Origin of the sequence: Streptomyces sp. NPDC020742 (assembly GCF_040641675.1) — a bacterium.
Lineage (GTDB): Bacteria > Actinomycetota > Actinomycetes > Streptomycetales > Streptomycetaceae > Streptomyces.
This window is the reverse complement of record NZ_JBFAEA010000003.1, coordinates 381,296-404,915: the sequence shown is the minus strand read 5'-3', so window position 1 is coordinate 404,915 and position 23,620 is coordinate 381,296. Positions and strand designations below refer to the sequence as shown.

23 protein-coding genes and 1 riboswitch are annotated in these 23,620 nt (G+C 73.4%); of the genes, 17 read left to right on the top strand and 6 right to left on the bottom strand.

The genetic code is table 11. The features are described from left to right. Positions 1–25: 25 nt before the first annotated feature. From rpe to AB0G84_RS09205, 7 genes are all read left to right on the top strand, one after another. Positions 26–709 (top strand): ribulose-phosphate 3-epimerase, encoded by a 684-nt coding sequence (rpe, locus tag AB0G84_RS09235; RefSeq protein WP_361317702.1) that lies wholly within the window; start codon positions 26–28, stop codon positions 707–709. Between the two features lie 218 nt (positions 710–927). Then, positions 928–1,944: a sugar-binding domain-containing protein gene (locus tag AB0G84_RS09230; RefSeq protein WP_361317867.1), complete on the top strand. Its 1,017-nt coding sequence runs from the start codon at positions 928–930 to the stop codon at positions 1,942–1,944. 84 nt (positions 1,945–2,028) lie between these two features. Then, positions 2,029–2,493, top strand: coding sequence for a ribonuclease domain-containing protein (locus AB0G84_RS09225; RefSeq protein ID WP_361317699.1), 465 nt, complete (start codon positions 2,029–2,031; stop codon positions 2,491–2,493). Next, a complete protein-coding gene (locus AB0G84_RS09220) occupies positions 2,490–2,933 on the top strand; it encodes a barstar family protein (protein WP_361317696.1) in 444 nt (147 codons plus the stop codon). Before AB0G84_RS09225 ends, AB0G84_RS09220 begins: the two co-directional genes overlap by 4 nt. A 119-nt stretch (positions 2,934–3,052) precedes the next feature. Then, positions 3,053–4,516, top strand: a complete 1,464-nt coding sequence (locus tag AB0G84_RS09215) for a GuaB1 family IMP dehydrogenase-related protein (protein WP_361317693.1) — start codon at positions 3,053–3,055, stop codon at positions 4,514–4,516. A 478-nt stretch (positions 4,517–4,994) separates the two neighbouring features. Next, a complete protein-coding gene (locus AB0G84_RS09210) occupies positions 4,995–6,386 on the top strand; it encodes an amino acid permease (RefSeq protein WP_361317865.1) in 1,392 nt (463 codons plus the stop codon). Between the two features lie 10 nt (positions 6,387–6,396). After that, complete coding sequence (locus AB0G84_RS09205) at positions 6,397–6,852, top strand: Lrp/AsnC family transcriptional regulator (RefSeq protein WP_361317691.1); 456 nt, start codon at positions 6,397–6,399, stop codon at positions 6,850–6,852. On the opposite strand, the gene AB0G84_RS09200 is transcribed toward AB0G84_RS09205, so the two are convergent. After that, a complete protein-coding gene (locus AB0G84_RS09200) occupies positions 6,849–8,360 on the bottom strand; it encodes an MFS transporter (protein ID WP_361317688.1) in 1,512 nt (503 codons plus the stop codon). The two genes, AB0G84_RS09205 and AB0G84_RS09200, sit on opposite strands and share 4 nt — an antisense overlap. 54 nt (positions 8,361–8,414) lie before the next feature. Between AB0G84_RS09200 and AB0G84_RS09195 the strand changes: the two genes are divergently transcribed. After that, positions 8,415–9,353 (top strand): LysR family transcriptional regulator, encoded by a 939-nt coding sequence (locus AB0G84_RS09195; RefSeq protein WP_361317685.1) that lies wholly within the window; start codon positions 8,415–8,417, stop codon positions 9,351–9,353. On the opposite strand, the gene AB0G84_RS09190 is transcribed toward AB0G84_RS09195, so the two are convergent. Further along, the gene (locus tag AB0G84_RS09190) at positions 9,322–9,909 is read right to left on the bottom strand and encodes a hypothetical protein (RefSeq protein ID WP_361317682.1); all 588 of its coding nucleotides are present in this window, start codon (positions 9,907–9,909) and stop codon (positions 9,322–9,324) included. The two genes, AB0G84_RS09195 and AB0G84_RS09190, sit on opposite strands and share 32 nt — an antisense overlap. Positions 9,910–10,358: 449 nt before the next feature. On the opposite strand from AB0G84_RS09190, the gene AB0G84_RS09185 reads away from it, so the two are divergent. Together AB0G84_RS09185 and AB0G84_RS09180 are read left to right on the top strand one after the other, a co-directional pair. After that, a complete protein-coding gene (locus AB0G84_RS09185; protein WP_361317680.1) occupies positions 10,359–11,156 on the top strand; it encodes a carbon-nitrogen hydrolase family protein in 798 nt (265 codons plus the stop codon). A 58-nt stretch (positions 11,157–11,214) separates the two neighbouring features. After that, on the top strand, positions 11,215–12,918 hold the full coding sequence (locus AB0G84_RS09180) for an NAD(P)/FAD-dependent oxidoreductase (protein ID WP_361317677.1): 1,704 nt from the start codon (positions 11,215–11,217) through the stop codon (positions 12,916–12,918). A 216-nt stretch (positions 12,919–13,134) separates the two neighbouring features. Here the strand turns inward: AB0G84_RS09180 and AB0G84_RS09175 are convergent, their stop codons facing one another. Further along, positions 13,135–14,064, bottom strand: a complete 930-nt coding sequence (locus AB0G84_RS09175) for an LLM class F420-dependent oxidoreductase (RefSeq protein ID WP_361317675.1) — start codon at positions 14,062–14,064, stop codon at positions 13,135–13,137. Positions 14,065–14,169: 105 nt separating this feature from the next. Continuing rightward, the gene (locus AB0G84_RS09170) at positions 14,170–14,826 is read right to left on the bottom strand and encodes a DUF5995 family protein (RefSeq protein WP_361317863.1); all 657 of its coding nucleotides are present in this window, start codon (positions 14,824–14,826) and stop codon (positions 14,170–14,172) included. Positions 14,827–15,097: 271 nt separating this feature from the next. Here AB0G84_RS09170 and AB0G84_RS09165 point away from each other — a divergent pair, with 271 nt between their 5' ends. Continuing rightward, positions 15,098–15,553 carry a phospholipase gene (locus AB0G84_RS09165; protein WP_361317673.1) on the top strand — a complete coding sequence of 152 codons (456 nt, stop codon included), beginning with the start codon at positions 15,098–15,100 and terminating at the stop codon, positions 15,551–15,553. A 19-nt stretch (positions 15,554–15,572) separates the two neighbouring features. Here the strand turns inward: AB0G84_RS09165 and AB0G84_RS09160 are convergent, their stop codons facing one another. Then, positions 15,573–16,949, bottom strand: a complete 1,377-nt coding sequence (locus tag AB0G84_RS09160) for a solute carrier family 23 protein (protein WP_361317670.1) — start codon at positions 16,947–16,949, stop codon at positions 15,573–15,575. Between the two features lie 216 nt (positions 16,950–17,165). On the opposite strand from AB0G84_RS09160, the gene AB0G84_RS09155 reads away from it, so the two are divergent. Next, on the top strand, positions 17,166–17,690 hold the full coding sequence (locus tag AB0G84_RS09155) for a thioesterase family protein (protein ID WP_361317667.1): 525 nt from the start codon (positions 17,166–17,168) through the stop codon (positions 17,688–17,690). Between the two features lie 237 nt (positions 17,691–17,927). Here the strand turns inward: AB0G84_RS09155 and AB0G84_RS09150 are convergent, their stop codons facing one another. Next, positions 17,928–18,707, bottom strand: a complete 780-nt coding sequence (locus AB0G84_RS09150; RefSeq protein WP_361317664.1) for an NAD(P)H-binding protein — start codon at positions 18,705–18,707, stop codon at positions 17,928–17,930. Positions 18,708–18,905: 198 nt separating this feature from the next. Beyond that, positions 18,906–19,036: riboswitch (FMN riboswitch) on the top strand. 149 nt (positions 19,037–19,185) lie between these two features. Between AB0G84_RS09150 and ribD the strand changes: the two genes are divergently transcribed. The 5 genes from ribD to ribH are packed head-to-tail and all read left to right on the top strand — an operon-like array spanning position 19,186 to position 23,516. Beyond that, positions 19,186–20,313, top strand: coding sequence for a bifunctional diaminohydroxyphosphoribosylaminopyrimidine deaminase/5-amino-6-(5-phosphoribosylamino)uracil reductase RibD (gene ribD, locus AB0G84_RS09145; protein ID WP_361317661.1), 1,128 nt, complete (start codon positions 19,186–19,188; stop codon positions 20,311–20,313). 1 nt (position 20,314) lies between these two features. Further along, a complete protein-coding gene (locus AB0G84_RS09140) occupies positions 20,315–20,992 on the top strand; it encodes a riboflavin synthase (protein WP_361317659.1) in 678 nt (225 codons plus the stop codon). Further along, entirely contained in the window at positions 20,989–21,642 is a 654-nt protein-coding gene (locus AB0G84_RS09135; RefSeq protein WP_361317657.1) for a nicotinamide mononucleotide transporter family protein, read from the top strand. Before AB0G84_RS09140 ends, AB0G84_RS09135 begins: the two co-directional genes overlap by 4 nt. Continuing rightward, entirely contained in the window at positions 21,639–22,976 is a 1,338-nt protein-coding gene (locus AB0G84_RS09130; RefSeq protein WP_361317655.1) for a bifunctional 3,4-dihydroxy-2-butanone-4-phosphate synthase/GTP cyclohydrolase II, read from the top strand. The genes AB0G84_RS09135 and AB0G84_RS09130 overlap by 4 nt, the downstream gene beginning before the upstream one ends. Before the next feature lie 54 nt (positions 22,977–23,030). Continuing rightward, a complete protein-coding gene (gene ribH / locus AB0G84_RS09125) occupies positions 23,031–23,516 on the top strand; it encodes a 6,7-dimethyl-8-ribityllumazine synthase (RefSeq protein WP_361317652.1) in 486 nt (161 codons plus the stop codon). The last annotated feature ends 104 nt before the right edge of the window (positions 23,517–23,620 follow it).

Here is a 23,620-nt window from a genome sequence, read left to right as displayed (position 1 = left end):
TCGGGCGGCGCGCCATACTGGGGGCATGGCCTTGATCAACCCCAGCATCCTGTCCGCCGACTTCGCCCGGCTCGCCGAGGAGGCGAAGGCCGTCGAGGGCGCCGACTGGCTGCACGTCGACGTCATGGACAACCACTTCGTCCCGAACCTCACGCTCGGCGTGCCGGTGGTCGAGTCGCTGCGCAAGGCGACGGACATCCCGCTCGACCTGCATCTGATGATCGAGGACCCGGACCGCTGGGCGCCGCAGTACATCGAGGCCGGTGCGGGGTCGGTGACCTTCCACGCGGAGGCGGCGGCGGCACCGGTGCGACTGGCGCGGGAGATCCGGGCCAAGGGGGCGCGGGCCTCGATGGCGCTGAAGCCGGCCACGCCGATCGAGCCGTACGAGGACCTGCTGCCCGAACTGGACATGCTGCTGATCATGACGGTGGAGCCCGGATTCGGCGGCCAGGCGTTCCTGGACATCATGCTGCCGAAGATCCGCCGCACCCGTGAGCTGATCTCGAAGCACGGCCTGGAGCTGTGGCTCCAGGTGGACGGCGGGGTCTCCGACGCCACCATCGAGCGCTGCGCCGAGGCCGGCGCCGATGTGTTCGTGGCTGGCTCCGCGGTCTACGGCGCGGACGACCCGGCCAAGGCGGTGCGGGAGCTGCGCGCCAAGGCCGAGACGGCGTCCGCGGCGGCGGGCTGGGGCTGCGCCCACTGACGCCGGGGGCCGCGGCGGGTGGCCGGGCGGTTTTCCGCCGGGCGTTCCCGCCGGGGCGCGGCCGGAGCCGTACGTTGCCCGTGGCGCAACCCAGCGTTCACGAGCGTCGGAGCCCCGCCGGTCCCCGTTGACCGCGGGTTTCTGAAAGGATGAGCAAAGACTCGATCAGATGCGCAAAAGGGGAGAATTTCGTGGTAGCCAGCCGCCCACAGTCCGGAATGGGCCCCGCCGAGCTGGTGCAGGCTGCGGCCATGGCCCGTCGCTTCTATCTCGAGGGCAAGTCGAAGATCCAGATCGCGGAGGAATTCGGCGTCAGCCGGTTCAAGGTGGCACGGGTGCTGGAGACCGCGCTGGAGCGTGATCTCGTACGCATCGAGATCCGGGTGCCCTCCGAACTCGACGCCGAACGCTCCGACGCCCTGCGGGCCCGCTACGGCCTGCGGCACGCCGTGGTCGTGGAGTCGCCGGCGGACGCTCCCCCCGCCTTCGGCGGTCAGACCCCGCCCGAGGACGCCGCCGATCCGGAGAACCTCGGCGAGGTCGCCGCGGACCTGCTCGGCGAGCTGGTCACCGAGGGCGATGTGCTCGGGCTCGCCTGGGGCCGTTCGACCATCCACATGGCGGCCGCGCTGCACCGGCTCCCGCCGTGCACCGTCGTGCAGTTGACCGGGGTCTACGACGCCGGCACCGCCGACCGCGGCTCGGTCGAGGCGGTCCGCCGCGCGGCCGACGTCGCCGGGGGAGAGGCGCACCCGATCTACGCGCCCATGCTGCTGCCCGATTCGGCCACCGCCGAGGCGCTGCGCCGGCAGACCGGGATCGCCCGGGCCTTCGAGTACTTCGACAAGGTCACCGTCGCCTGCGTCTCCATCGGCTCCTGGGAGCCGGGCGTCTCGACGGTCTACGACATGCTGTCGGAGGACGAGCGGGAGCACTACGCGTCGCTGGGCGCGGCCGCCGAGATGTCCGCCCACCTCTTCGACGCGGAGGGCCGCCGGATCGGCCGGGACCTGGGCGAGCGGTGCATTACCGTCGAGGCGGACCGGCTGCGCCGGATCCCCGAGGTCGTCGCCATCGCCGGCGGCCGGCGCAAGGCCGCGGCGATCGGCGCGGTGCTGCGCTCCGGCCTGGTGACGAGCCTGGTCACGGACACCGCCGCCGCCGACCACCTGCTGCTGGAGACCGGCCCGGGGCCGCGCCCCGCTCTGGACCGCGCCGACCCTGACGGGTCGTGACACCGGGTGGCCGGCGGTCCGCCGGCCACCCCTGGGGCGCCCACCGGCGGGCAGGACGCCCCGCCCTGTGACAGCATCGGCGCCATGGTGATCCGCTCCGCCCCGCGCCGGGCCGCCGCCGTCCTCGGCGCGCTGCTCGCCGGGCTGCTGCTGGTCCTGACCGGCTGCACCACCGGTGGCGGTCAAGGGAGTTCACCCGCGCCGGCGCGGGCCACCGCCACCGGCGTCGCCGGTACCCCGCGTCCTTCCGGCGTCCCGGACTGGGCCGGCGGCCTGCGGGTCGTCACGGTCGGCGCGCTGCCGCCGCAGGTCCGAGACACCCTGCGGCGGATCGACGCCGGCGGGCCCTTCCCGTACCGCCAGGACGGCACCGTCTTCGCCAACCGCGAGGGCCTGCTGCCCCGTCAGGTGCGCGGCTTCTACCACGAGTACACGGTCCCCACCCCCGGTGCACCCGACCGCGGCGCCCGCCGCCTGGTCACCGGGCGGGGGCCGGAGACCTACTACACAGGCGACCACTACCGGACCTTCAGGGCGGTGTTGCGATGACGGAGGCGGTGCCCCGGCCACTGGCGGCGGTGCTGGACGGTAGTACGCCCGCGGGCGTACTGACCTGGCCGGCCGACCGGCCGGTGGCGGATGCGCTGGCGGCGGCCGAGCGGGCCGGGTGGCACGGAGCGGCTCTGGGTCTGGAGGACGTGGCGGACAAGGCCGCGTTCATGGAGCGGTGCGCCACCGCGCTCCGGCTGCCGGAGTGGTTCGGCCGGAACTGGGACGCGCTCGCCGACTGCCTCACCGACCTGTCCTGGTGCCCGGCCGGCCGGGGCCGGCTGCTGGTCGTCACGGGCTGGCAGGGCTATGCGGCGGCGGCGCCGGACGACTGGAGCGTGGTGGAGTCGGTGCTGGCCGACGCGGTGGGCCACTGGCGGGACACCGACACCGGACTGGCCGTGATCATGGCCAGGGGGCGGGCCCGGCGGGGGGTGTGACGGCCCGGCCGCCAGGCGCCGGGGCCCGGCGTTCCGCCGCCTTGGCGGATCGCACACATGGCTCGTACAGGTGCTCGGACCTTCCTATGAGGCCTGGTCAGGGCCCGTATCCTGGCCATATGCGATTCCTGAATCCGAAGAACGGCGCGCTCGAAGAGAGTTCTTCGGTGCCCTACGACCTGACCTACGACGACGTGTTCATGGTGCCCGGACGCTCCTCCGTGGGCTCCCGCCAGGGCGTCGACCTGGCCTCGCCCGACGGCAGCGGCACCACGATCCCGCTCGTGGTCGCCAACATGACGGCGATCGCCGGCCGCCGGATGGCCGAGACCGTCGCCCGCCGTGGTGGCCTGGTCGTCATTCCGCAGGACATCCCGATCGACGTCGTCACCGACGTCGTGACCTGGGTCAAGCGCCGTCACCTGGTGCTGGACACCCCGATCGTGCTGTCCCCGGTCGCGACCGTCGCCGATGCGCTGGCGCTGCTGCCCAAGCGGGCGCACGGCGCGGGCATCGTGGTCGACGGCGGCCGCCCGATCGGCGTGGTCACCGAACACGACCTGGCGGGTGTGGACCGCTTCACCCAGGTCGCCGAGGTCATGTCCAAGGACCTGCTGGTGCTGGACGCGGACATCGACCCGCGGGAGGCCTTCAACACGCTCGACGCCGCCAACCGCAAGCTCGCGCCCGCGGTCGACGACAACGGCATGCTGGTCGGCATCCTGACTCGCAAGGGCGCCCTGCGCGCCACCCTGTACACCCCCGCCACCGACGCCAACGGCAAGCTGCGGATCGCCGCCGCCGTGGGCATCAACGGCGATGTGGCCGGCAAGGCCAAGGCACTGCTGGACGCCGGCGTGGACACCCTCGTCGTGGACACCGCGCACGGCCACCAGGAGTCGATGATCAACGCGATCCGGGCCGTCCGGGCGCTGGACCCGCAGGTGCCGATCGTCGCGGGCAACATCGTCTCCGCCGCGGGCGTCCGGGACCTGATCGAGGCCGGCGCGGACATCATCAAGGTCGGCGTCGGACCGGGCGCGATGTGCACCACCCGCATGATGACCGGCGTCGGCCGCCCCCAGTTCTCCGCGGTGCTGGAGTGCGCCGCGGAGGCGAAGAAGTACGGCAAGCACGTCTGGGCCGACGGCGGGGTGCGCCACCCGCGCGACGTCGCCATGGCGCTCGCCGCCGGCGCCTCCAACGTCATGATCGGCTCCTGGTTCTCCGGCACCCTGGAGTCGCCCGGCGACCTCCAGCACACCGCCGACGGCCGCCCGTACAAGGAGAGCTTCGGCATGGCCTCGGCGCGTGCGGTGCAGCGCCGTACCAGCGAGGAGTCGGCCTACGACCGGGCCCGCAAGGGGCTGTTCGAGGAGGGCATCTCCACCTCGCGGATGTTCATCGACCAGGCGCGCCCCGGCGTCGAGGACCTGATCGACTCGATCATCGCGGGCGTCCGCAGCTCCTGCACCTACGCGGGCGCCGCCTCCCTGGCGGAGTTCGCCGAGAAGGCCGTGGTCGGCGTGCAGAGCGCCGCCGGCTACGCCGAGGGCAAGCCGCTGCACGACAGCTGGAGCTGAGCCGGCAGCCGCCCGGCAGCCGCCGTTCCCCCCGGCCCCGCACCCACCCGGTGCGGGGCCGGTCGCGTCTGCGGGCCCGCCGGTGCCACCGTCGCGCGGCAGCCGCGTCACCGGTCCGTCCGCATGGTGGGACACCTCACAGCCGACCGGACGATCCGAGCGCCGGTGCGCAATGATCCACCGCCCGCCGCACCGGCGCGCAACGATCGTCCATGGTTGCGCAAGGAACCTGCATTACGGCAGCTCAGCGGCGCCCCGTAAGGTGACGCGCTAGTACGTGGAGTGGCGGCGACCGCTTGCTCGGCGGTCCCCCCTGCGCAGGGTGCTTTCGCATGCCCGCGTACGGATCGTTGCTGGTCGCCGCCGCCCGACCGGCAGCAAGTAAGGAGCCACCCCAGTGTTGGAGCACGGCGCAGCCCCGCCCGCAGGGGACCGTGACACCCGGCCACCCGCCCCCGGAGGCTTCGGCACCCGGCTGATGCGGCGCAAGCCGGTCGAGCGGCTGGTCGCCGAGGGCGGCAAGGGGCAGGGCGGTGAGCTCCGCCGTTCCATGGGCGTCTGGCAGCTGACCATGATCAGCATCGGCGCCACGCTCGGCACCGGCATCTTCGTGGTGCTGGGCGAGGCGGTCCCGGACGCCGGGCCCGCGGTCGTCCTCTCCTTCGTCATCGCCGGCGTCACCGCGCTGTTCTCGGCGCTGTCGTACGCGGAGCTGGCCGGCAGCATCCCGGTCTCCGGATCCTCCTACTCGTACGCCTACGCCACCCTCGGTGAGCTGATCGCCTGGGTCTGCGGCTGGTGCCTGGTCCTGGAGTACGGCGTCTCGGTCGCGGCGGTCGCGGTCGGCTGGGGCGAGTACCTCAACGAGCTGCTCAACGGCGTCTTCGGGTTCACCATCCCGGACGCGCTGGCGCAACCGCCCGGTGACGGCGGCTACTTCAACCTGCCGGCGCTGCTGGTGGTGCTGCTGGCGATGGCGTTCCTGCTGGGCGGGGCCAAGGAGAGCGCCCGGGCCAACACCGTCATGGTGCTCGTCAAGATCGTGGCGCTGCTGCTGTTCTGCGGGGTCGCGGTCCAGGGCGTGCGGTCCGGCAACTACGCCAACTTCATGCCGATGGGCATGGCCGGCGTCAGCGCCGCCGGTGCCACGCTGTTCTTCTCCTACATCGGCTTCGACGCCGCCTCCACGGCCGGCGAGGAGGCCAAGAACCCGCAGCGCGACCTGCCGCGCGCGATCATGCTCTCGCTGGTGATCGTCACCGCGCTGTACTGCCTGGTCGCGGCGATCGCGGTGGGCGCGATGCCGTGGCAGAAGTTCAAGGGCTCGGAGGCTGCGCTGGCCGGGATCATGAAGTCGGTCACCGGCCAGGGCTACTGGGCGGTGCTGCTCGCCTTCGGCGCGGTCGTCGCCATCGCCAGCGTCGTGCTGACGGTGCTCTACGGCCAGACCCGGATCCTCTTCGCGATGTCCCGGGACGGCCTGATGCCCAAGGCGTTCTCCAAGGTGCACGCCGGGACCGGGGTGCCGCGGGTGAACACCGTGGTCGTCTCGCTGTTCTGCGGGGTGCTGGCCGCGGCGGTGCCGCTGGGCGAGCTGGCCGACGCCACCAGCATCGGCACGCTCTTCGCCTTCGCGCTGGTCAATGTGGCCGTGATCGTGCTGCGCCGCACCCGGCCGGACATGCCGCGGACCTTCCGCACGCCGCTGTCGCCGCTCTTCCCCGCGATCGGCTTCCTGCTGTGCCTCTACATGATGGGCAGCCTCGACGCGGTGACCTGGGTGGTCTTCGGCGGCTGGATGGCCGTGGGCCTTGTGGTCTACTTCGGATACGGCATGCGCCGCTCCCGATTGGCCACCGCAGAGAAGTGAACCACCCGCAGTGCGACTGAACGAACTCGACGAACGCATCGTCCACGCCCTCGCCGAGGACGCCCGCCGCAGCTATGCGGACATCGGCCAGGAGGTCGGCCTGTCCGCCCCGGCCGTCAAGCGCCGGGTGGACCGGCTGCGGGCGGACGGCGCGATCACCGGCTTCACCGTACGGGTGGACCCGGCCGCGCTCGGCTGGGAGACCGAGGGATTCATCGAGCTCTACTGCCGCCGCAACACCTCGCCCGAGGCGATCCACCGCGGCCTGTCGCGCTACCCGGAAGTGGCGTCCGCCTCCACCGTCACCGGTGAGGCGGACGCCATCGTCCAGGTCTTCGCCTCCGACATGCGCCACTTCGAGCGCGTGCTGGAGCGCATCGCCGGCGAGCCGTTCGTCGAGCGCACCAAGTCCGTGCTGGTGCTCTCGCCGCTGCTGCGCCGCTTCAGCTCAGGGGCGCCCGGCTAGGGCGCTTCTTTCGGATCTTCGTGGGCTCGCGGGGTCCGGCCGGAGTACGAGGGCGTCCGCCTACCGGCCCGCAGGCCGAGGACCACGGCCGCGCCCACCACCAGGACCGCCCCCGCGGCGATCCGGTAGCCCAGCGCCGCGGCGTCGGCGAACGCGGTCCCCAGCGCGGCACCGTGGCCGGTGCCCGAGGCCAAGCGCACCGACAGCACGGTGCCGACCACCGCGATGCCCAGTGCCGCGCCCAACTCCCGTGCCGCGCCCTGGAGTCCGGAGCCCATCCCGGAGCGGTCGGCCGGCACGGACGCCACGATCGCATGCGACAGCGTCGGCATCGCCAGGCCCGCGCCGGCCGCCATCGTCAGCAGGAACACCAGGTAGAGCGGGTACGGGGTGCCGGCGTCGGCGGTGGACAGCGCCAGCAGTCCGGCCGCGATCAGCGCCAGCCCCGCGCCGACCGTCCGGGCCTCACCGAACCTCCCCCAGCTGCCGCGGGGGGTACCCCCGGCCCAGCGCATCCCGTACTTGGTCACCGCCATCATCCCGAAGGCCAGCGGCACGATCGCCCAGCCGGTCTGCAGCGGGGAGTAGCCCTTGACGTACTGCAGGAACTGGGCGTTGACGTAGAAGAGCGCGAACATGCCGAAGAAGGCCACGGCGATGCCGAGGGAGCCGGCGCGCAGCCGCGGCAGCCGGAACAGCCGCGGGTCCAGCACCGGGTGCGCGGCCCGCAGCCCGTGCCGTACGAACAGCGCGAGCACCACCAGCGCCAGCGCGAAGGCGCCCAGCACCGCGGCGGAGGTCCAGCCCAGGTCCGGGCCCTCGATGATGCCGAAGAGCAGCGCGCCCGCCCCGAGGACCAGCAGCGCCGAGCCGGGCAGGTCCAGCGGCGCGGTGTGCCGGGGGATCCGGGGCGCCGCCGCGGCGCACCAGACCAGCAGGGCCAGGCCGAGCGGTACGTAGCACCAGAACAGCCCCTGCCAGGGCAGGTACTGAAGGATCAGCGCGCCGCCGGCGTTGCCGGCCATCCCGCCGATGCCGAGCGCCGTGCTCCAGGCGGCGACCGCGCCGGCCCTGTGTGCGGGCGGGGCGGCGTGCAGCAGGACGGCCATGGTCGCCGGGACCAGCAGCGCGGCTCCCGCGCCCGAGACCGCGCGACCGGCCAGCAGCAGCGGCAGGGTGGGCGCCAGCGCGCTCAGCAGGGCACCCGCCGCGAACACCCCGAGCCCGGTCAGCAGGGCGCCCTTGCGGCCGAGCCGGTCGCCCAGCGCACCGGCCGGGACCAGCAGCCCCGCGAAGACCAGTACGTAGGTGTCGACGATCCACAGCAGCTGGGAGGCGGACGGGTGCAGGCCGCTCGCGGCGATCTTGGGTATGGCCAGGTTCATCGCGGCCACCAGGGACTGGGCGACCAGCACACCGGCGCACATCGCGGCGGTCACCGAGCGGCGCCGCCCGGAACCGACGCCGACCGCCGGAGCGGACGTTGCGGAAGACAGGGTCGAAGTCATGGCCGGGACGCTAGGCTCGCGGTGACTTAACTTCAAATGCAAGGTATGCACTTCATGATTGCGCGAAACGCAAACATCGACTTCAACCTGCTGCCGGCGCTGGACGCCCTGTTGGAGGAGGAGAGCGTGACCGCGGCCGCGGACCGGCTGGGGCTCTCCGGGCCGGCGATGAGCCGCGCCCTGGGACGGATCCGCCGGACCATCGGCGACCCGGTGCTGGTCCGCGCCGGCCGCCGGATGGTGCCCACCCCGCGCGCCCTGGAGATCAGGGCCGAGGTGCGCCGCCTGGTGGAGGGGGCCCACGGGGTGCTGGCCCCGTCCGCCCCTGCCGACCCGGCACAGCTGGCCCGGACCTTCACCCTCACCAGCAGCGACCTCTTCATCACCGCCGTCGGCCCGCGGCTGCTGGCGCTCGCCGCCGAGGAAGCGCCGCAGGTCGTCCTGCGCTTCCTCGGCGAGAGCCCGGTCGATGTGCCGCTGCTGCGGGACGGCGCGGCGGACCTGGAGCTCGGCATCCTCGACAGCCGCGAGCCGGAGATCCGTACCGAGCGGCTCTTCACCGACCGCGGGGTGGCGGTGGTGCGCGAGGGCCACCCGCTGACCACCGCGCCGCTCACCCCGCGCCGCTACGCCGCCGCCGCGCACCTCAACGTCACCCGGCGCGGCCGGCTGACCGGCCCGGTGGACACCGCGCTCGCCGCACTCGGGCTGCGCCGCCGGGTGATCGCCACCGTTCCCACCTTCGCCGCCTCGCTGCTGATGATCCGCGACAGCGATGTGGTCGGCCATGCCAGCGAGCGGGCGGGGGCGGCCACGGTCCGCGGGTTGGGGCTGTGCACGCTGCCGATCCCGCTCGACCTGCCGTCGATGACCATCGAGATGGCCTGGCACCCCCGCCACGAGGCGGACCCGGGCCACATCTGGCTGCGCGGTCTGGTCCGGCGGGTGGTCGCCGAGGAGGTCAGTGGCGGATCCGCCACGGGACGACCGTGAAGTCGCCGCTCTCCAGGATCTCGAAGGGCGCCGACGCCACGCACCGCGGCAGGTCCTTGGTCTCGGCCGGGTCGTTGGTGGCTGCCCAGCTGTAGCCGAGCCGGTCGTGCCGGCCGTCGTCGCGGACGCTGAAGCCGACCCGCTTGCCCTTCAGGCCCGGCCGGTCGGTCCGGGTGACGATGCCGGAGGCGGTGGCGGTCTTGCCGCCGGTCATCAGGCAGTCGATTCGCCCCTCGGCGAAGCCGTGGGTCCTGTTGGGGAAGACATGGCTGAACCGGAAGGTGCCCTTGGCGTCGAGCGGGCCCTGGTCCTTGCGGAAGCGCGCGTCGAACGTGAAGTGGATGTTGTCGCCGGCCGAGCGGTAGAGCTTGGCGGAGCCGGTCAGGCTGGCGCCGGCGTCGGCGGCCGGGGCGGGGTGTGCGGGCCGGGCGGCGGGTGCGCCGTCCGAGGCGGCCGCGGAGCCGGCGGTCAGGGCCGCGGCCAGCGCCACCGCCCCGGCCGTGGCGAGCGCGATCCGGGCGCGGGAGCGGCGGTTGGGGGAGGAAAGAGGGGGCATCGGGGCCTTCCAGGGGCTGGGCGGAGGACGTTCGGCCGGCTGGGTTCCGGCCGCCTCCAGGCTTCCGGCCGGCCCACGGTCGGGCATCGGGCCGCAGAGCGACGCCGTTCCGCCGCTCGGCGGAACGGCACCCGGCGGCCCGTACGACCACGGCGGTACCGGCCGCCCGGCCACCGGCTCGTCGCCGTCCTGCCGCCACCCTGGCCGCGGCCCGGCGCCGCCCTGGCTCTGGCTCGTCGCCACCCCGGCTGCGGCCCGTCGCCGCCCCGCCGGAGCCCGGTTCCACCCGGCCCGACCTGCGGGAACATCGGGCGCAATGAATCGCCGGAGAGTCGCTTGAATACGCAATGAATCACCGGTCGGCATGCAACGGTGGCGCCTTGTCCGGAATCGTCGGCTCCCCGTACCGTCGATGCGTCCCGCCCGCACCCGTTCCGTCGAGGGGTCCCATGACGTCGCTGCACACCGCCCTGCTCCAGAGTTCGGGACGGCCCGGCGATGTCGCTCACAACCTGCGGGTGCTCGACGACGCGGCCCGCTCGGCGGCGGCGCACGGCGCCGGCCTGCTGGTCACGCCCGAGATGTTCCTCACCGGCTACGCCATCGGCGACGCCGTGCCCCGGCTCGCCGAGCCCGCCGACGGCGCGTCCGCGGAAGCCGTCGCCGCGATCGCCGCCCGCCACGGCCTGGCGGTCGCCTACGGCTTCCCCGAGCGGGACGGGACGGCGGTGTACAACGCCGTCCAGCTCATCGGCCCCGACGGGCAGCGGCTGGCCGCCTACCGCAAGACCCACCTGTTCGGCTGCTTCGAGCGGGAGTGGTTCACCCCGGGCGACCGGGCGGTCGTCCAGGCCGAGCTGGGCGGCCTCCGGATCGGCCTGATGATCTGCTACGACGTGGAGTTCCCGGAGAACGTCCGCGCGCACGCCCTGGCCGGCACCGACCTGCTGCTGGTGCCCACCGCGCAGATGCACCCCTTCCAGTTCGTCGCCGAGTCGCTGGTGCCGGTCCGCGCCTTCGAGAACCAGATGTACCTCGCGTACGTCAACCGCACCGGCCCGGAAGGGGAGTTCGAGTTCGTCGGGCTCTCCACGCTGGTCGGGCCGGACGGCGTCGCCCGGGCCCGCGCCGGCCGCGGCGAGGAGCTGGTGCACGCCGCCGTCGACCCGGAGTTCCTGGCCGCCTCGCGCGAGCTGAACCCGTACCTGCGCGACCGCCGCCCCGGCCTGTACACCTCGCTCGTCTGACCCGCCCCTCCCCCTTCTGCCACACCATCGGCTTTTCCGTGCAAGGAGTCCGTACCCCATGACGTCCACGGTGCCCCCCGCCGTCCCGCACACCGACGCCCAGCCGCCGATCACCATGTTCGGTCCGGACTTCCCCTACGCCTACGACGACTACCTCGCCCACCCGGCGGGTCTCGGCCAGATACCCGCGACTGAGCACGGCACCGAGGTCGCCGTCATCGGCGGCGGCCTCTCCGGCATCGTCACCGCGTACGAGCTGATGAAGATGGGCCTCAAGCCTGTCGTCTACGAGGCCGACCAGATCGGCGGCCGGCTGCGGACCGTCGGCTTCGAGGGCTGCTCCTCCTTCGGCGACGAGGAGCTCAACTGCGAGCTGGGCGCGATGCGCTTCCCGCCGTCCTCCACCGCGCTCCAGCACTACATCGACCTGGTGGGCCTGACGACCACGCCGTTCCCCAACCCGCTGGCCGAGGCGACCCCGTCCACCGTCGTCGACCTCAAGGGCGAGTCGCACTACGCCGAGACCCTCGACGACCTGCCCGCGGTGTACCGCCAGGTCGCCGAGGCCTGGAACGCCTGCCTGGAGGAGGGCGCCGACTTCTCCGACATGAACCAGGCGATGCGCGAGCGCGACGTCCCGCGGATCCGCGAGATCTGGGCGAAGCTCGTCGAGAAGCTCGACAACCAGACCTTCTACGGCTTCCTCTGCGACTCCGAGGCGTTCCGGTCCTTCCGGCACCGCGAGATCTTCGGCCAGGTCGGCTTCGGCACCGGCGGCTGGGACACCGACTTCCCCAACTCCATCCTGGAGATCCTGCGCGTCGTCTACACCGAGGCCGACGACCACCACCGCGGCATCGTCGGCGGCTCCCAGCAGTTGCCGCTGCGCCTGTGGGAGCGCGAGCCGCAGAAGATCGTCCACTGGGCGCCGGGCACCTCGCTGTCCTCGCTGCACGACGGCGCCCCGCGCCCGGCCGTGACCCGGATGCACCGCACCGCCGGCAACCGCGTCACCGTCACCGACGCCTCCGGCGACATCCGCTCCTACGAGGCCGTCGTCTTCACCGCGCAGTCCTGGATGCTGCTGTCCAAGATCTCCTGTGACGACGAGCTGTTCCCGATCGACCACTGGACGGCGATCGAGCGGACCCACTACATGGAGTCCTCCAAGCTCTTCGTGCCGGTGGACCGGCCGTTCTGGCTGGACAAGGACGAGGAGACCGGGCGCGACGTCATGTCGATGACGCTGACCGACCGGATGACCCGCGGCACCTACCTCCTCGACAACGGGCCCGACCGGCCCGCCGTCATCTGCCTCTCCTACACCTGGTGCGACGACAGCCTCAAGTGGCTGCCGCTGGACGCCAACGAGCGGATGGAGGTCATGCTGAAGTCGCTGTCGGAGATCTATCCGAAGGTCGACATCCGCAAGCACATCATCGGCAACCCGGTCACCGTCTCCTGGGAGAACGAGCCCTACTTCATGGGCGCGTTCAAGGCCAACCTGCCCGGCCACTACCGCTACCAGCGGCGGCTGTTCACCCACTTCATGCAGGACCGGCTGCCCGAGGACAAGCGCGGCATCTTCCTCGCCGGCGACGACATCTCCTGGACGGCCGGCTGGGCCGAGGGCGCGGTGCAGACCGCGCTGAACGCGGTCTGGGGCGTGATGCACCACTTCGGCGGTGCCACCGACGCCACCAACCCCGGTCCGGGGGACGTCTACGACACGATCGCGCCCGTCGAGCTCCCCGAGGACTGAGCTTCCCGGGGGCTGAGCCCCCGGGGCTGGGCTCCTCGGGGGCTGAGTTCCCCGGGACCTGGGCTCACCGGGGAGTGCATTCCCCGAGCCCAGATGCCCGAGCCCGGGACGCCTGAGCCCGGACGCCCGAGCCCGGGCGCCCGAGGTCGGGTGTCCCGAGAACCGAACGGCGGCGGGGCCCCGCACCGCCGGGCCCCGCTGCCGCTGTGGACGGCCCTACACCCCCGCCGCCCGCGCCGCGGTGTACACCTCCGCCGCGAGGTCCTTGAGCTCCTCGGCGTCCCGGGCCCGGCCCTGCAGATCGATCAGGACCTCCGCCACGCCCACCGCGGCATGCTCGGCCAGGTCCGCCACGATCTGCGCCACGCTGCCCTGGAACGGGCGGCGGTCCGGCCCGTCGTACGGGGCGCCGGTGTGGTCGGCATTGGCCCGCAGCACGCTCTGCACCGGCTCCCGACGGCCCCGCTCCGCGGCCAGCTCCTGGAGCTGCCGCCACTGTGCGGCGAGCGCCTTCGCCCCCGCGCCGACCGGCATCCAGCCGTCCGCCCGGTCCACCAGCCGGCGCAGCGTCCGGGGGTTGTTCGCCGGCAGCAGGATCGGTAGCGGCCCCTTCGGCTTGGGGCCCACGACGGACGGGGCGACGGTGGTCAGCGCGCCCTCGTACGTCACCGGGTCCGGCCCCCACACCGCCCGGCAGACGTCGATCACCTCGTCGAGCACCTCGCCGCGCCGCGCGAACGGGGCGACCGAGGCGGCCGCGTACTCGTCCAGCGACCAGCCGGTGCCCAGGCCGGCCACCACCCGTCCGCCGCTCGCCGCGTCCAGCGAGGCCAGGGCGCGGGCCAGTTGGAAGGGGACGTGCAACGGGGCGACCAGCACGCTGGTGCCCAGCCGGGCCCGTTCGGTGGCCCCGGCGGCCAGGGCCAGCGTCACCAGCGGGTCGGCCACCGACCGGTACTGGTCCGGCCAGGGCAGGCCCGGGACGTTGTACAGCCCCTGGGTGGCGGGCTCCGGGAACAGCACCCGCTCGAAGACCCACAGGCTCGCGTAACCGGTCTGCTCGGCCGCCCGCGCCACATCGGCGACGTCCCGCCCGAGGTCGTACTGCCGCATCTGCGGGAGGCCCAGACCGAGTCGGATGGTCATGCACCACCCTCCTTCGTCTCGTGAGTGTCGTCGGTCACCCGTCGTCCCGGCCAACGTACCGCCGGTGCACGGGAGTTCGGGGATGAGAAGCGGTGGGGCGCCCGGTCAGCCGGACAGCGGGGTCAGCAGCATCCGCCCGACCAGGCCCACCCCGGCGTCCAGCCGCTCGGTGAACTCCTCGGTCACCTCCGGCAGCCGGCGTACGGTCCACAGCGCCCGGGCCGCCACCCAGGCGCCGTCCCTGGCCTTGTCCAGGCTCCAGGAGCCGATCAGATGGGTCAGCGGATCGGCCACGTCCAGGACGTCCGGGCCGGGCATCAGCTGCTCGCGGATCCGCTCCTCCAGGCTCGTCAGCACCCCGCCCACCCGGTCGAAGTCGCCCTCCAGGGCGTCCGGTTCGCACTCCAGCGCCCGGCAGGTGTCCAGCACCGCCAGCGCCAGGTCATGGCCGATATGGGCGTTGATCCCGGCCAGCGCGAACTGCAGCGGGTGCACCCCCGGGTGGCGACGCAGCTGGAAGAGCGGGCGCCAGCAGGCGGGCGCCCGTAGCCCGGCGGTCGCGGCGTCCACCGCGGCGAAGTAGCGCCGGGCGAAGCGGATGTCCAGCTCGCCGGCGGATCGCGGGTCGGCGAACCCGCCGCCCGCGATCCGCTGCGCCACCGCTTCGGTGACGGTCAGATAGACCCCGTTGAAGACGGCCACCCCGTCTTCGGTGGGCAGCGCGGCGTCCAGCGCCCGCATCCGTGCCAGCACCTCCGCCACGCCGCCAGCGGTCGGGGTGCCCGGCCGGCCGCGGTCATCGCCGCGCTGCTCCTGAGTCGTCGTCATGGCCCCAGCGTGGCAGCCGGTCCGTGGCCGGGGCGCGACCCGCCGGTTGCCGTTGCCCGGAAGGGGGTAATAACCGGCGCGCCCTCTTGTGGCCCGCCCCGCGCACCGCCGGAGGGGCACCGCACCGGCCGGTGAGGACGCCGGATCGTTCCGCGTTCCAGGAAGCGCCGCGGTCAACACGGCGCGCCGTCCCGGAGGTTGGCCCATGCCCTCACGACGTTCCGCCGCGCTGGTGACCGTGTTGCTGAGCGTGGCGGCGCTGCTGTCCGCCGCCGCTCCGGCGCAGCGGGTGCCGGCCGCCCGGCCCCGGGTGCTGGCGAGCTGGACGCAGCCCGATGCGGCCAGCTCCCGCAGGTGGGAGGCGGCCCGCGGTGAGCGGTCGAGGTGGTCCGCCTACCGCTTCGACTGGTCCACGGACTACTGCACCAGGGCGCCCGACAGGCCGCTGGGCCTGCCCTTCCACCTGCCCTGCGCGCGGCACGACTTCGGCTACCGCAACTACAAGGCGGCCGGCGCCTTCCGCGTCAACAAGCCACGGCTGGACAGCGCGCTGTACGCCGACCTGAAGCGGGTCTGCGCACACCGCTCCGGCCGGAAGCGGACCGCCTGCGACCGCCTGGCCTGGACGTACTACCAGGCGGTGCGCAGGCTGGGGCACTGAGGCCCGGCGGGCCGGCGGCTCAGTCCTCGTCGTCGTACGACGAGGTGCCCTCGTCCAGCAGCGGCGGCTGCTCCTTGAGGTGGGCGGGGGCCAGGGCGCGCAGGACGTGGTAGCCGGCCAGGACCACGATCGTGCCCAGGGCGATGCCGCTGAGCTCGAAGTGGGCGCTGATGTGCAGGCTGACACCGCCGACGCCGATGATGACGCCCGCGGCGACGGGCACGAGGTTGAGCGGATTGCGCAGGTCCACCGCGTTGTGCACCCAGATCTGGGCGCCCAGCAGGCCGATCATGCCGTAGAGGATGACGGTGATGCCGCCCAGCACCCCGCCGGGGATGGCGGCCACGACGGCGCCGAACTTGGGGCACAGGCCGAACAGCAGGGCGAAGCCGGCCGCCGCCCAGTAGGCCGCGGTGGAGTAGACCCGGGTCGCCGCCATCACGCCGATGTTCTCGGAGTAGGTGGTGTTGGGCGGGCCGCCGAGCGCGGTGGAGAGCACCGAGGCCGCGCCGTCCGCGGAGATCGCGGTGCCGAGCTCGTCGTCCAGCGGGTCCCCGGTCATCTCGCCGACCGCCTTGACGTGTCCGGCGTTCTCCGCGACCAGGGCGATCACCACGGGGAGTGCCACCAGGACCGCGGACCACTGGAAGCTCGGCCCGTGGAACTGCGGCAGCCCGATCCAGTCGGCCTTGCCGACCGCGGAGAAGTCCAGCCGCCAGTGGTCGGTGATCTGCCCCGCGCCGTTCACCGAGTGGATCATCCCGAAGACCCGGTCGAAGACCCAGGAGACCGCGTAGCCGAAGACCAGTCCGAGGAAGATCGCGATCCGGGACCAGAAGCCGCGCAGACAGACCACCGCGAGCCCGGTGAACAGCATGGTCAGCAGCGCCACCCACTGGTCCTGCGGCCAGTACGTGGTCGCCGTCACCGGCGCCAGGTTGAAGCCGATCAGCATCACCACCGCGCCGGTGACCACCGGCGGCATCACGGCGTGGATGACCCGCGCCCCGAAGCGCTGTACGGCGAGGCCGATCAGGAACAGCACCACCCCGACGACCAGCACCGCGCCGGTCACGGTGGCGCTGGTGCCGCCCTGCGCCCGGATGACCGCGGCCACCCCGACGAACGAGAGCGAGCAGCCGAGGTAGGACGGCACCCGGCCGCGCGTGGCCAGCAGGAAGATGACTGTGGCGACCCCGGACATCATGATCGCCAGGTTGGGGTCCAGCCCCATCAGGACGGGGGCGACGAAGCTCGCCCCGAACATCGCGACGACGTGCTGCGCGCCCAGACCCACCGTCCGCGGCCACGTCAGCCGCTCGTCCGGTCTGACCACGGCTCCGGGGGCCGGGTTGCGCCCGTCGCCATGCACGGTCCAGCGCACGCCGAGGCCCATGGTTGCTCCACTTCTCCACACGGTGATGACCGGGCAATGCTAGAGCGGCGTAAGTCCGCTTCCTGGTGGTCTGGTGGGTTCTGCGGCTGGTATGGCCTCGGTCACTGCCGCCGCTTCGGGCGGGCGGTCGACCCCGGGCCGGTGGGCGCGGTGACCTAAGCGTCCGCTTACCATGGCTCCGCCCCAGCGAACCGAGAAGTACAGGAGCCCCACCCCGTGAGCGTCGAATCCCTCCAGGCCGCCGACCCCGTCGCCTACGGCCAACTGGTCCCGGTCACCGTCCACTTCGACGACCTCGACGCCCTCGGCATGCTGCACAACTCCCGCTACCCGCTGCTGGCCGAGCGCGCCTGGGCGGAGTACTGGCACGGCCGCGGCTTCCGCTTCGACGGCGACTGGGCCGCCGCGGGCGACATGTGCAACGTCATCAAGGAGATGCGGGTCTCCTACGAGCGCTCGGTCACCAGCCCCGGCCGCTACGCCGCGCACCTGTGGGTCGAGCGCCTCGGCCGCACCGGTCTGACCTACGGCTTCCGGCTCTGCTCGGCCGACGGCGCGGTGACCTTCGCCCAGGGGCACCGGGTGCTGGTCCGGGTCGACGCGGAGACGCTGCGCCCGACCCCGTGGTCGGACCGGGCCCGGGCGGTCGCCACCGAGCTGCTCCGGCCCGAGCCGGACGCCGCCGACGTGGCGGCGGACGCGGCATCGGACGCGGACCCGGGCGCAGCCGAGGCAGCCTGAGCGGGGCTTGCCTCGGCGGGGGTTGCCTCAGCGGGCCCGGCCGCCGGACCGGACGGGACCGGACCGGACCGGCGCACGGCCGCGGCCCGTCGCCGTCATGGCCGCTCCGGGGCGGCGGCCGTCACGACCGCTGTGCGCCGCCGGTCGTCAGGACCGTTCCGGGCCGCCGGCCACCGCGGCGGCCCCGGGCCCGCCCGCCCGTACGCCGTCACCCGCCGCTGCCCGCGCGGCCGGCCCTCACTCCTCCGCGTCCCGGCCCGCCCGCTCCGCCAGGAACGCGGCATAGGTCAGTCGCCCCTCGGCGTGCTCCGGGGTGAGGTTGCCGCCCCGCCGCAGCGCCGCGGCGCCCGCGCCCGGCAGCCGTACCGGCAGCAGTAGCCGGCGCCGGCCGCCCGCCTCCAGCGTGGCCCGTACCAGCTCACGCGCCGTCAGCACCTCCGGGCCGCCCAGATCCGGAACCTGCCCGGCCGGCTCCCCGGCCGCCAACACGGCCAGCCGGTCGGCCACTTCGCGGACCTCGACCGGCTGCACCCGTAGCCCGGTCGGCACCGGTACCACCGGCGACCGGGCGCCCGCCTTGATCACCTTGAGCACCAGCTGGTGGAACTGCGTGGTCCGCAGCACCGTCCAGCCCAGGCCCGACCCCTCGATCAGCCGCTCCACCGCGAGCTTGGTGCGGTAGTAGCCGATGGGCACCCGGTCCACACCGACGATCGAGATGTACAACAGGTGCGGCACCGCCGCCGCCCGTGCCGCCTCGATCAGTCGTCCGGCCGCCTCGGCGTCGCCGCCGCTCGGCGTGGAGGCGCAGTGCACGATCGCGTCCACCCCGGCCACCGCCTCGCGCAGCCCGGTGCCGTCGCGCAGATCGACCGCGTACGACTCCGGCCGGAGCCGCCCGAAGCCGGTGTGCGGGCGCCGGCTCAGCGAGCGGACGTCATGGCCGTCGTCGAGCAGCCGGTCGATCAGGGGGCGCCCGAGGGTGCCCGTGCCGCCGGTGACCAGAAGTGTCGCCATCGCCGATCAGTCCTTGAGGTGGGGTGGGTGCGGTGGGGGAGGGCGCGCCCGCGGTGCGTGCCCTCCCCGCTATGACGGATCACCCGCCCCGCCTGTGACACGGCGGCGCGCCGGGGGCTGTGAGGCAGCCCACAGCGCTTCGCTCGCATGGGCGACGATCGGCCGTGGCAGACTGAAGCTGTACTGACATAAGAGCAGCAGCGCACTCCGGGGTCGGTGTAATTCCGAACCGGCGGTAATAGTCCGCGACCCGTCCGCAGCCAGCGGCCGGTTGAGCAGGTGGAATTCCTGCACCGACGGTGAAAGTCCGGATGGGAGGCAGTGCGCGGCGGGCGAGCTTCGGTACACCGCCGTCGGCGGCGCGTCCGGTCGTTTCCGGACGGGCCCTGTCGTACGTCCCGGTGTTTTCGTCGTTCCGTTTCCGCTTCTGTCGTTCCGACAGCCCCGGAGTCCGTGCCCGATGAGGCAGGAGGACCCGGTGGCCACCGCAGCCCCCGTCGAAACCGCGGCGATGCGCCGAGCCATCGAGCTCGCCGCGCGCGGTCTGGGGCACACCAGCCCCAACCCCGTCGTCGGCTGCGTCATCCTGGACCCGCTCGGCCGCATCGTCGGCGAGGGCTACCACCAGCGGGCCGGCGGGCCGCACGCCGAGGTCCACGCCCTGCGCGCCGCCGGCGACCGGGCCCAGGGCGGCACCGCCGTGGTCACCCTCGAACCGTGCAACCACACCGGTCGCACCGGCCCCTGCGCCCGGGCGCTGATCGACGCCGGTGTCGCCCGGGTCGTCTACGCCGTCTCCGACCCCGATCCGGCCGCCACCGGCGGCGCGGTCACCCTGGCCGAGGCCGGCATCGACGTCGAGGGCGGCCTGCTCGTCGACGAGGCCACGGCCGGCAACGAGGCCTGGCTCACCTCCGTGCAGCGCGGCCGTCCCTTCGTGCTGTGGAAGTACGCGGCCACCCTCGACGGCCGGATCGCCGCCGCCGACGGCACCAGCCGCTGGATCTCCTCGCCCGAGTCGCGCGCCGACGTACACCGGCTGCGGGCCGCCGCGGACGCCGTGATCGTCGGCTCCGGCACCGCCCGCGCCGACGACCCGCAGCTCGGCGCCCGGATCGGCGGACTGGCCGACGACGAGGTCAGCCAGCCGCTGCGGGTCGTGGTCGACTCCGGCGCCACCGCCGTCAAGGCCGGCGCCCGCGTCCTGGACGGCACCGCGCCCACCCTCATCGCGGTCGCCGAGGACGCCGACGCCGCCCACCTCGAAGGCCTCGCCCCGCTGGTGCGCCTCCCGCGCGCCACCGACGGGCGCGGCCTGCACATTCCCGCCCTGCTCCAGGCCCTGTACGCACGGGAGGTGCGCTCCGTCCTGCTGGAGGGCGGGCCCACCCTCGCCGGGGCCTTCCTCGCCGCCCGGGCCGTCGACAAGGTCGTCTGCTACCTCGCGCCGGTACTGCTCGGTGCCGGGCCGGCCGCCCTCGGCGATGCCGGAATCACCACCATCGCCCGGGCGCTGCGGCTCGAGGTGACCGGCACCGAACGGCTCGGTCCCGATCTGCGCATCACCGCCACGCCCGTCCGTCCCGCCCTCCACGAGGAGAACTGAAGTGTTCACCGGAATCGTCGAAGAACTGGGTGAGGTCGTCGCCGTCGAGAACCTCGGTGATGCTCCCCCAGCTACCGCTGGGGGTGCCCCCACTCGCTCCGCTCGGTTCCGCCTGCGCGGCCCCGTCGTCACCGAGGACGCCAAGCACGGTGACTCGATCGCGGTCAACGGCGTCTGCCTGACCGTCGTGGACACCGCCAACGGCGAGTTCACCGCCGATGTGATGGCCGAGACGCTGCAGCGCTCCAGCCTCGGTGCGCTGGCCCCCGGTTCGCGGGTCAATCTGGAGCGCCCCATGGCGCTCGGCGGGCGGCTCGGCGGGCACCTCGTCCAGGGCCATGTCGACGGCACCGGCACCCTCGTCGAGCGCATCCCCGGCGAGCACTGGGAGATCGTCAAGATCGCACTGCCGCCCGCGCTGTCCTGCTACGTCGTCGAGAAGGGCTCCATCACCGTCGACGGCGTCAGCCTCACCGTCGTCGACGCCGCCGACGACTACTTCACCATCAGCCTGATCCCGACCACCCTCGCCCTGACCACGCTGGGCCTCAAGCAGGCCGGCGACCCGGTGAACCTGGAGGTCGACGTCCTCGCCAAGTACGTCGAGCGGCTGCTGGGCCGGGGCGGGGACGGCACGGACCTGAGGGACATCGAGGAGATCAAGGAGATGGACCGGTGAGCGCCCTCGACGCCCTGAACGGCCAGGCCTTCACCGCCTTCGGGCAGCACGTCATCTGGTCGGACATGATCGGCAACACCATCGGCCTGGCCGCCCTGGCGCTCGGCTGGCGGCGGTCGGTGTGGACCTGGCCCGCCCAGTTCCTCTCCGGCGTGATCCTCGTCGCCGCCTACGCCTCCGCCCACCTCAGCGGCGGCGTCGGCAAGCAACTCCTGGTCATCGGGGTCGCGTTGTGGGGCTGGCGGCAGTGGCAGCGCGGCCGGCGGCAGGCCCAGGACGGCACCATCGCCGTACGCTTCGCCGGCCGCCGGGAGCGCGTGGTGCTGCTGGCCGGCACCGCCCTGGGCACCGTCGCCGTCGGCGGCCTGTTCACCCTGCTGCCGCAGCTGTCCTGGAACCCCTGGCCGGACGCCTACATCTTCGTCGGCACGCTCGCCGCGATGGTCGCCCAGGCCCGCGGCCTGGTCGAGTTCTGGTTCGCCTGGTTGCTGGTCGACGTGGTCGGTGTGCCGCTCGCCTTCAGCAGCGGGCTCGCCTTCTCCGGCTTCGTCTACGTCGTCTACCTCGCGCTCGTCGTATGGGGCCTGCGCGACTGGTGGCTCCGCTCCCGCGCCGCGGAGCGCCCCGTCCTGGAAGGAGCAGCGGCATGACCGCACTGCAGAGCTGGTACGACGCCCCCGTCGACGGACCGGAGGCGCTGGCGCTGGACCCCGTCGAGCAGGCCATCGCCGATATCGCCGCAGGCCGGCCGGTCGTCGTCGTGGACGACGAGAACCGCGAGAACGAGGGCGACCTCGTCATCGCCGCGGAGAAGGCCACCCCCGAGATCGTGGCCTTCATGATGAGCGAGTGCCGCGGTCTGATCTGCGCCCCCATGGAAGGCCCGGAGCTGGACCGGCTGGAGCTCCCGCAGATGGTCGAGCACAACACCGAGTCGATGCGGACGGCCTTCACCGTCTCCGTCGACGCCACCGCCGCGCACGGCGTCACCACCGGCATCTCCGCCGCCGACCGCGCCACCACCCTCCGGCTGCTGGCCGCCGGCGACTCCGTGGCCGGCGACTTCGTCCGGCCCGGCCACATCTTCCCGCTGCGCGCCCGGCCCGGCGGCGTGTTGGTCCGCAACGGCCACACCGAGGCTGGCGTCGACCTCGCCCGGCTCGCCGGACTGCGCCCGGCCGCCGCCATCGTGGAGATCGCCGGCGAGGACGGCACCATGCTGCGACTGCCCGAGCTGGTGCCGTTCGCCCGCAAGCACGGCCTGTCGATCATCTCCATCGAGGACCTGATCGCCTACCGCAGGTCGTCCGAGCCCACCGTCCGCCGCGAGGCCACCACCCGGCTGCCCACCGCACACGGCGAGTTCACCGCGTACGGCTACCGTTCCACCGTCGACGGCGTCGAGCACATCGCGCTGGTCGCCGGCGACCTCGGCGACGGCACCGACGTCCTGGTGCGGGTCCACTCCGAGTGCCTGACCGGCGACGTCTTCCACTCGCTGCGCTGCGACTGCGGCCCCCAGCTTCAGGCCTCGCTGGAGCGCATCGCCGAGGCCGGCCGCGGTGTGGTGATCTACCTCCGCGGCCACGAGGGACGCGGCATCGGACTGCTGTCCAAGCTGCGCGCCTACGAGCTCCAGGAGCGCGGCCGGGACACCCTCGACGCCAACCTCGAACTGGGGCTGCCCGCCGACTCCCGCGACTACGCTGCCGGCGCGCAGATGCTGACCGACCTCGGCGTGCGCTCGCTGCGCCTGATGACCAACAACCCCGACAAGACCGCCGCCCTGGTGCGGCACGGCCTGACGGTCTCCGGCCGCGAGCCGATGCCCGTGCAGGCCGGCGAACACAACCTGCGGTACCTCCGCACCAAGCGGGACCGCATGGGCCACGACCTGCCCTGGCTGGACCCCGGTGCCGACACCGGCACCGGAGCGGGCGACGAGGCGGCCCCCACCACCGCGACCACCTGCGACAACCAGTAGCACCGGACCGGCGGTCCACCCCACCACCCCACCATCACCCCAACGAGGAGAACCGTGAGCGGCAAGGGCGCACCCGAACTGACCGTGAAGAACTGTGGCGACCTGCGGGTGGCCGTGATCGCCGCGCAGTGGCACGAGAAGGTCATGGACGGCCTCGTCGACGGCGCCCTGCGCGCCCTGACCGAGCTGGGCATCGACGAACCGACCCTGCTGCGGGTGCCCGGCACCTTCGAGCTGCCGGTCGTCGCCAAGGTCCTGGCCGGCCGGGGCTATGACGCGATCGTCGCCCTCGGCGTGGTCATCCGCGGTGGCACCCCGCACTTCGACTACGTCTGCCAGGGCGTCACCCAGGGCCTGACCCAGGTCGCGGTGGACACCGGCGTCCCGGTCGGCTTCGGCGTGCTCACCTGCGACACCGAGGAGCAGGCGCTCGACCGCGCGGGCCTCGAAGGGTCGGTCGAGGACAAGGGCCACGAGGCGGTCACCGCCGCCGTCGCCACCGCCGCCACCCTGCGGACCGTGTCCGAGCCCTGGCGCTGAGCCCGCCCGTCGCCCGCCACCACCCATCAGTCGAGGCGCTGCGCGCCGCCCGCCCGTCGCCCGCCACCACCCACGAATCGAGGCGCTGCGCGCCGCTGCACAAT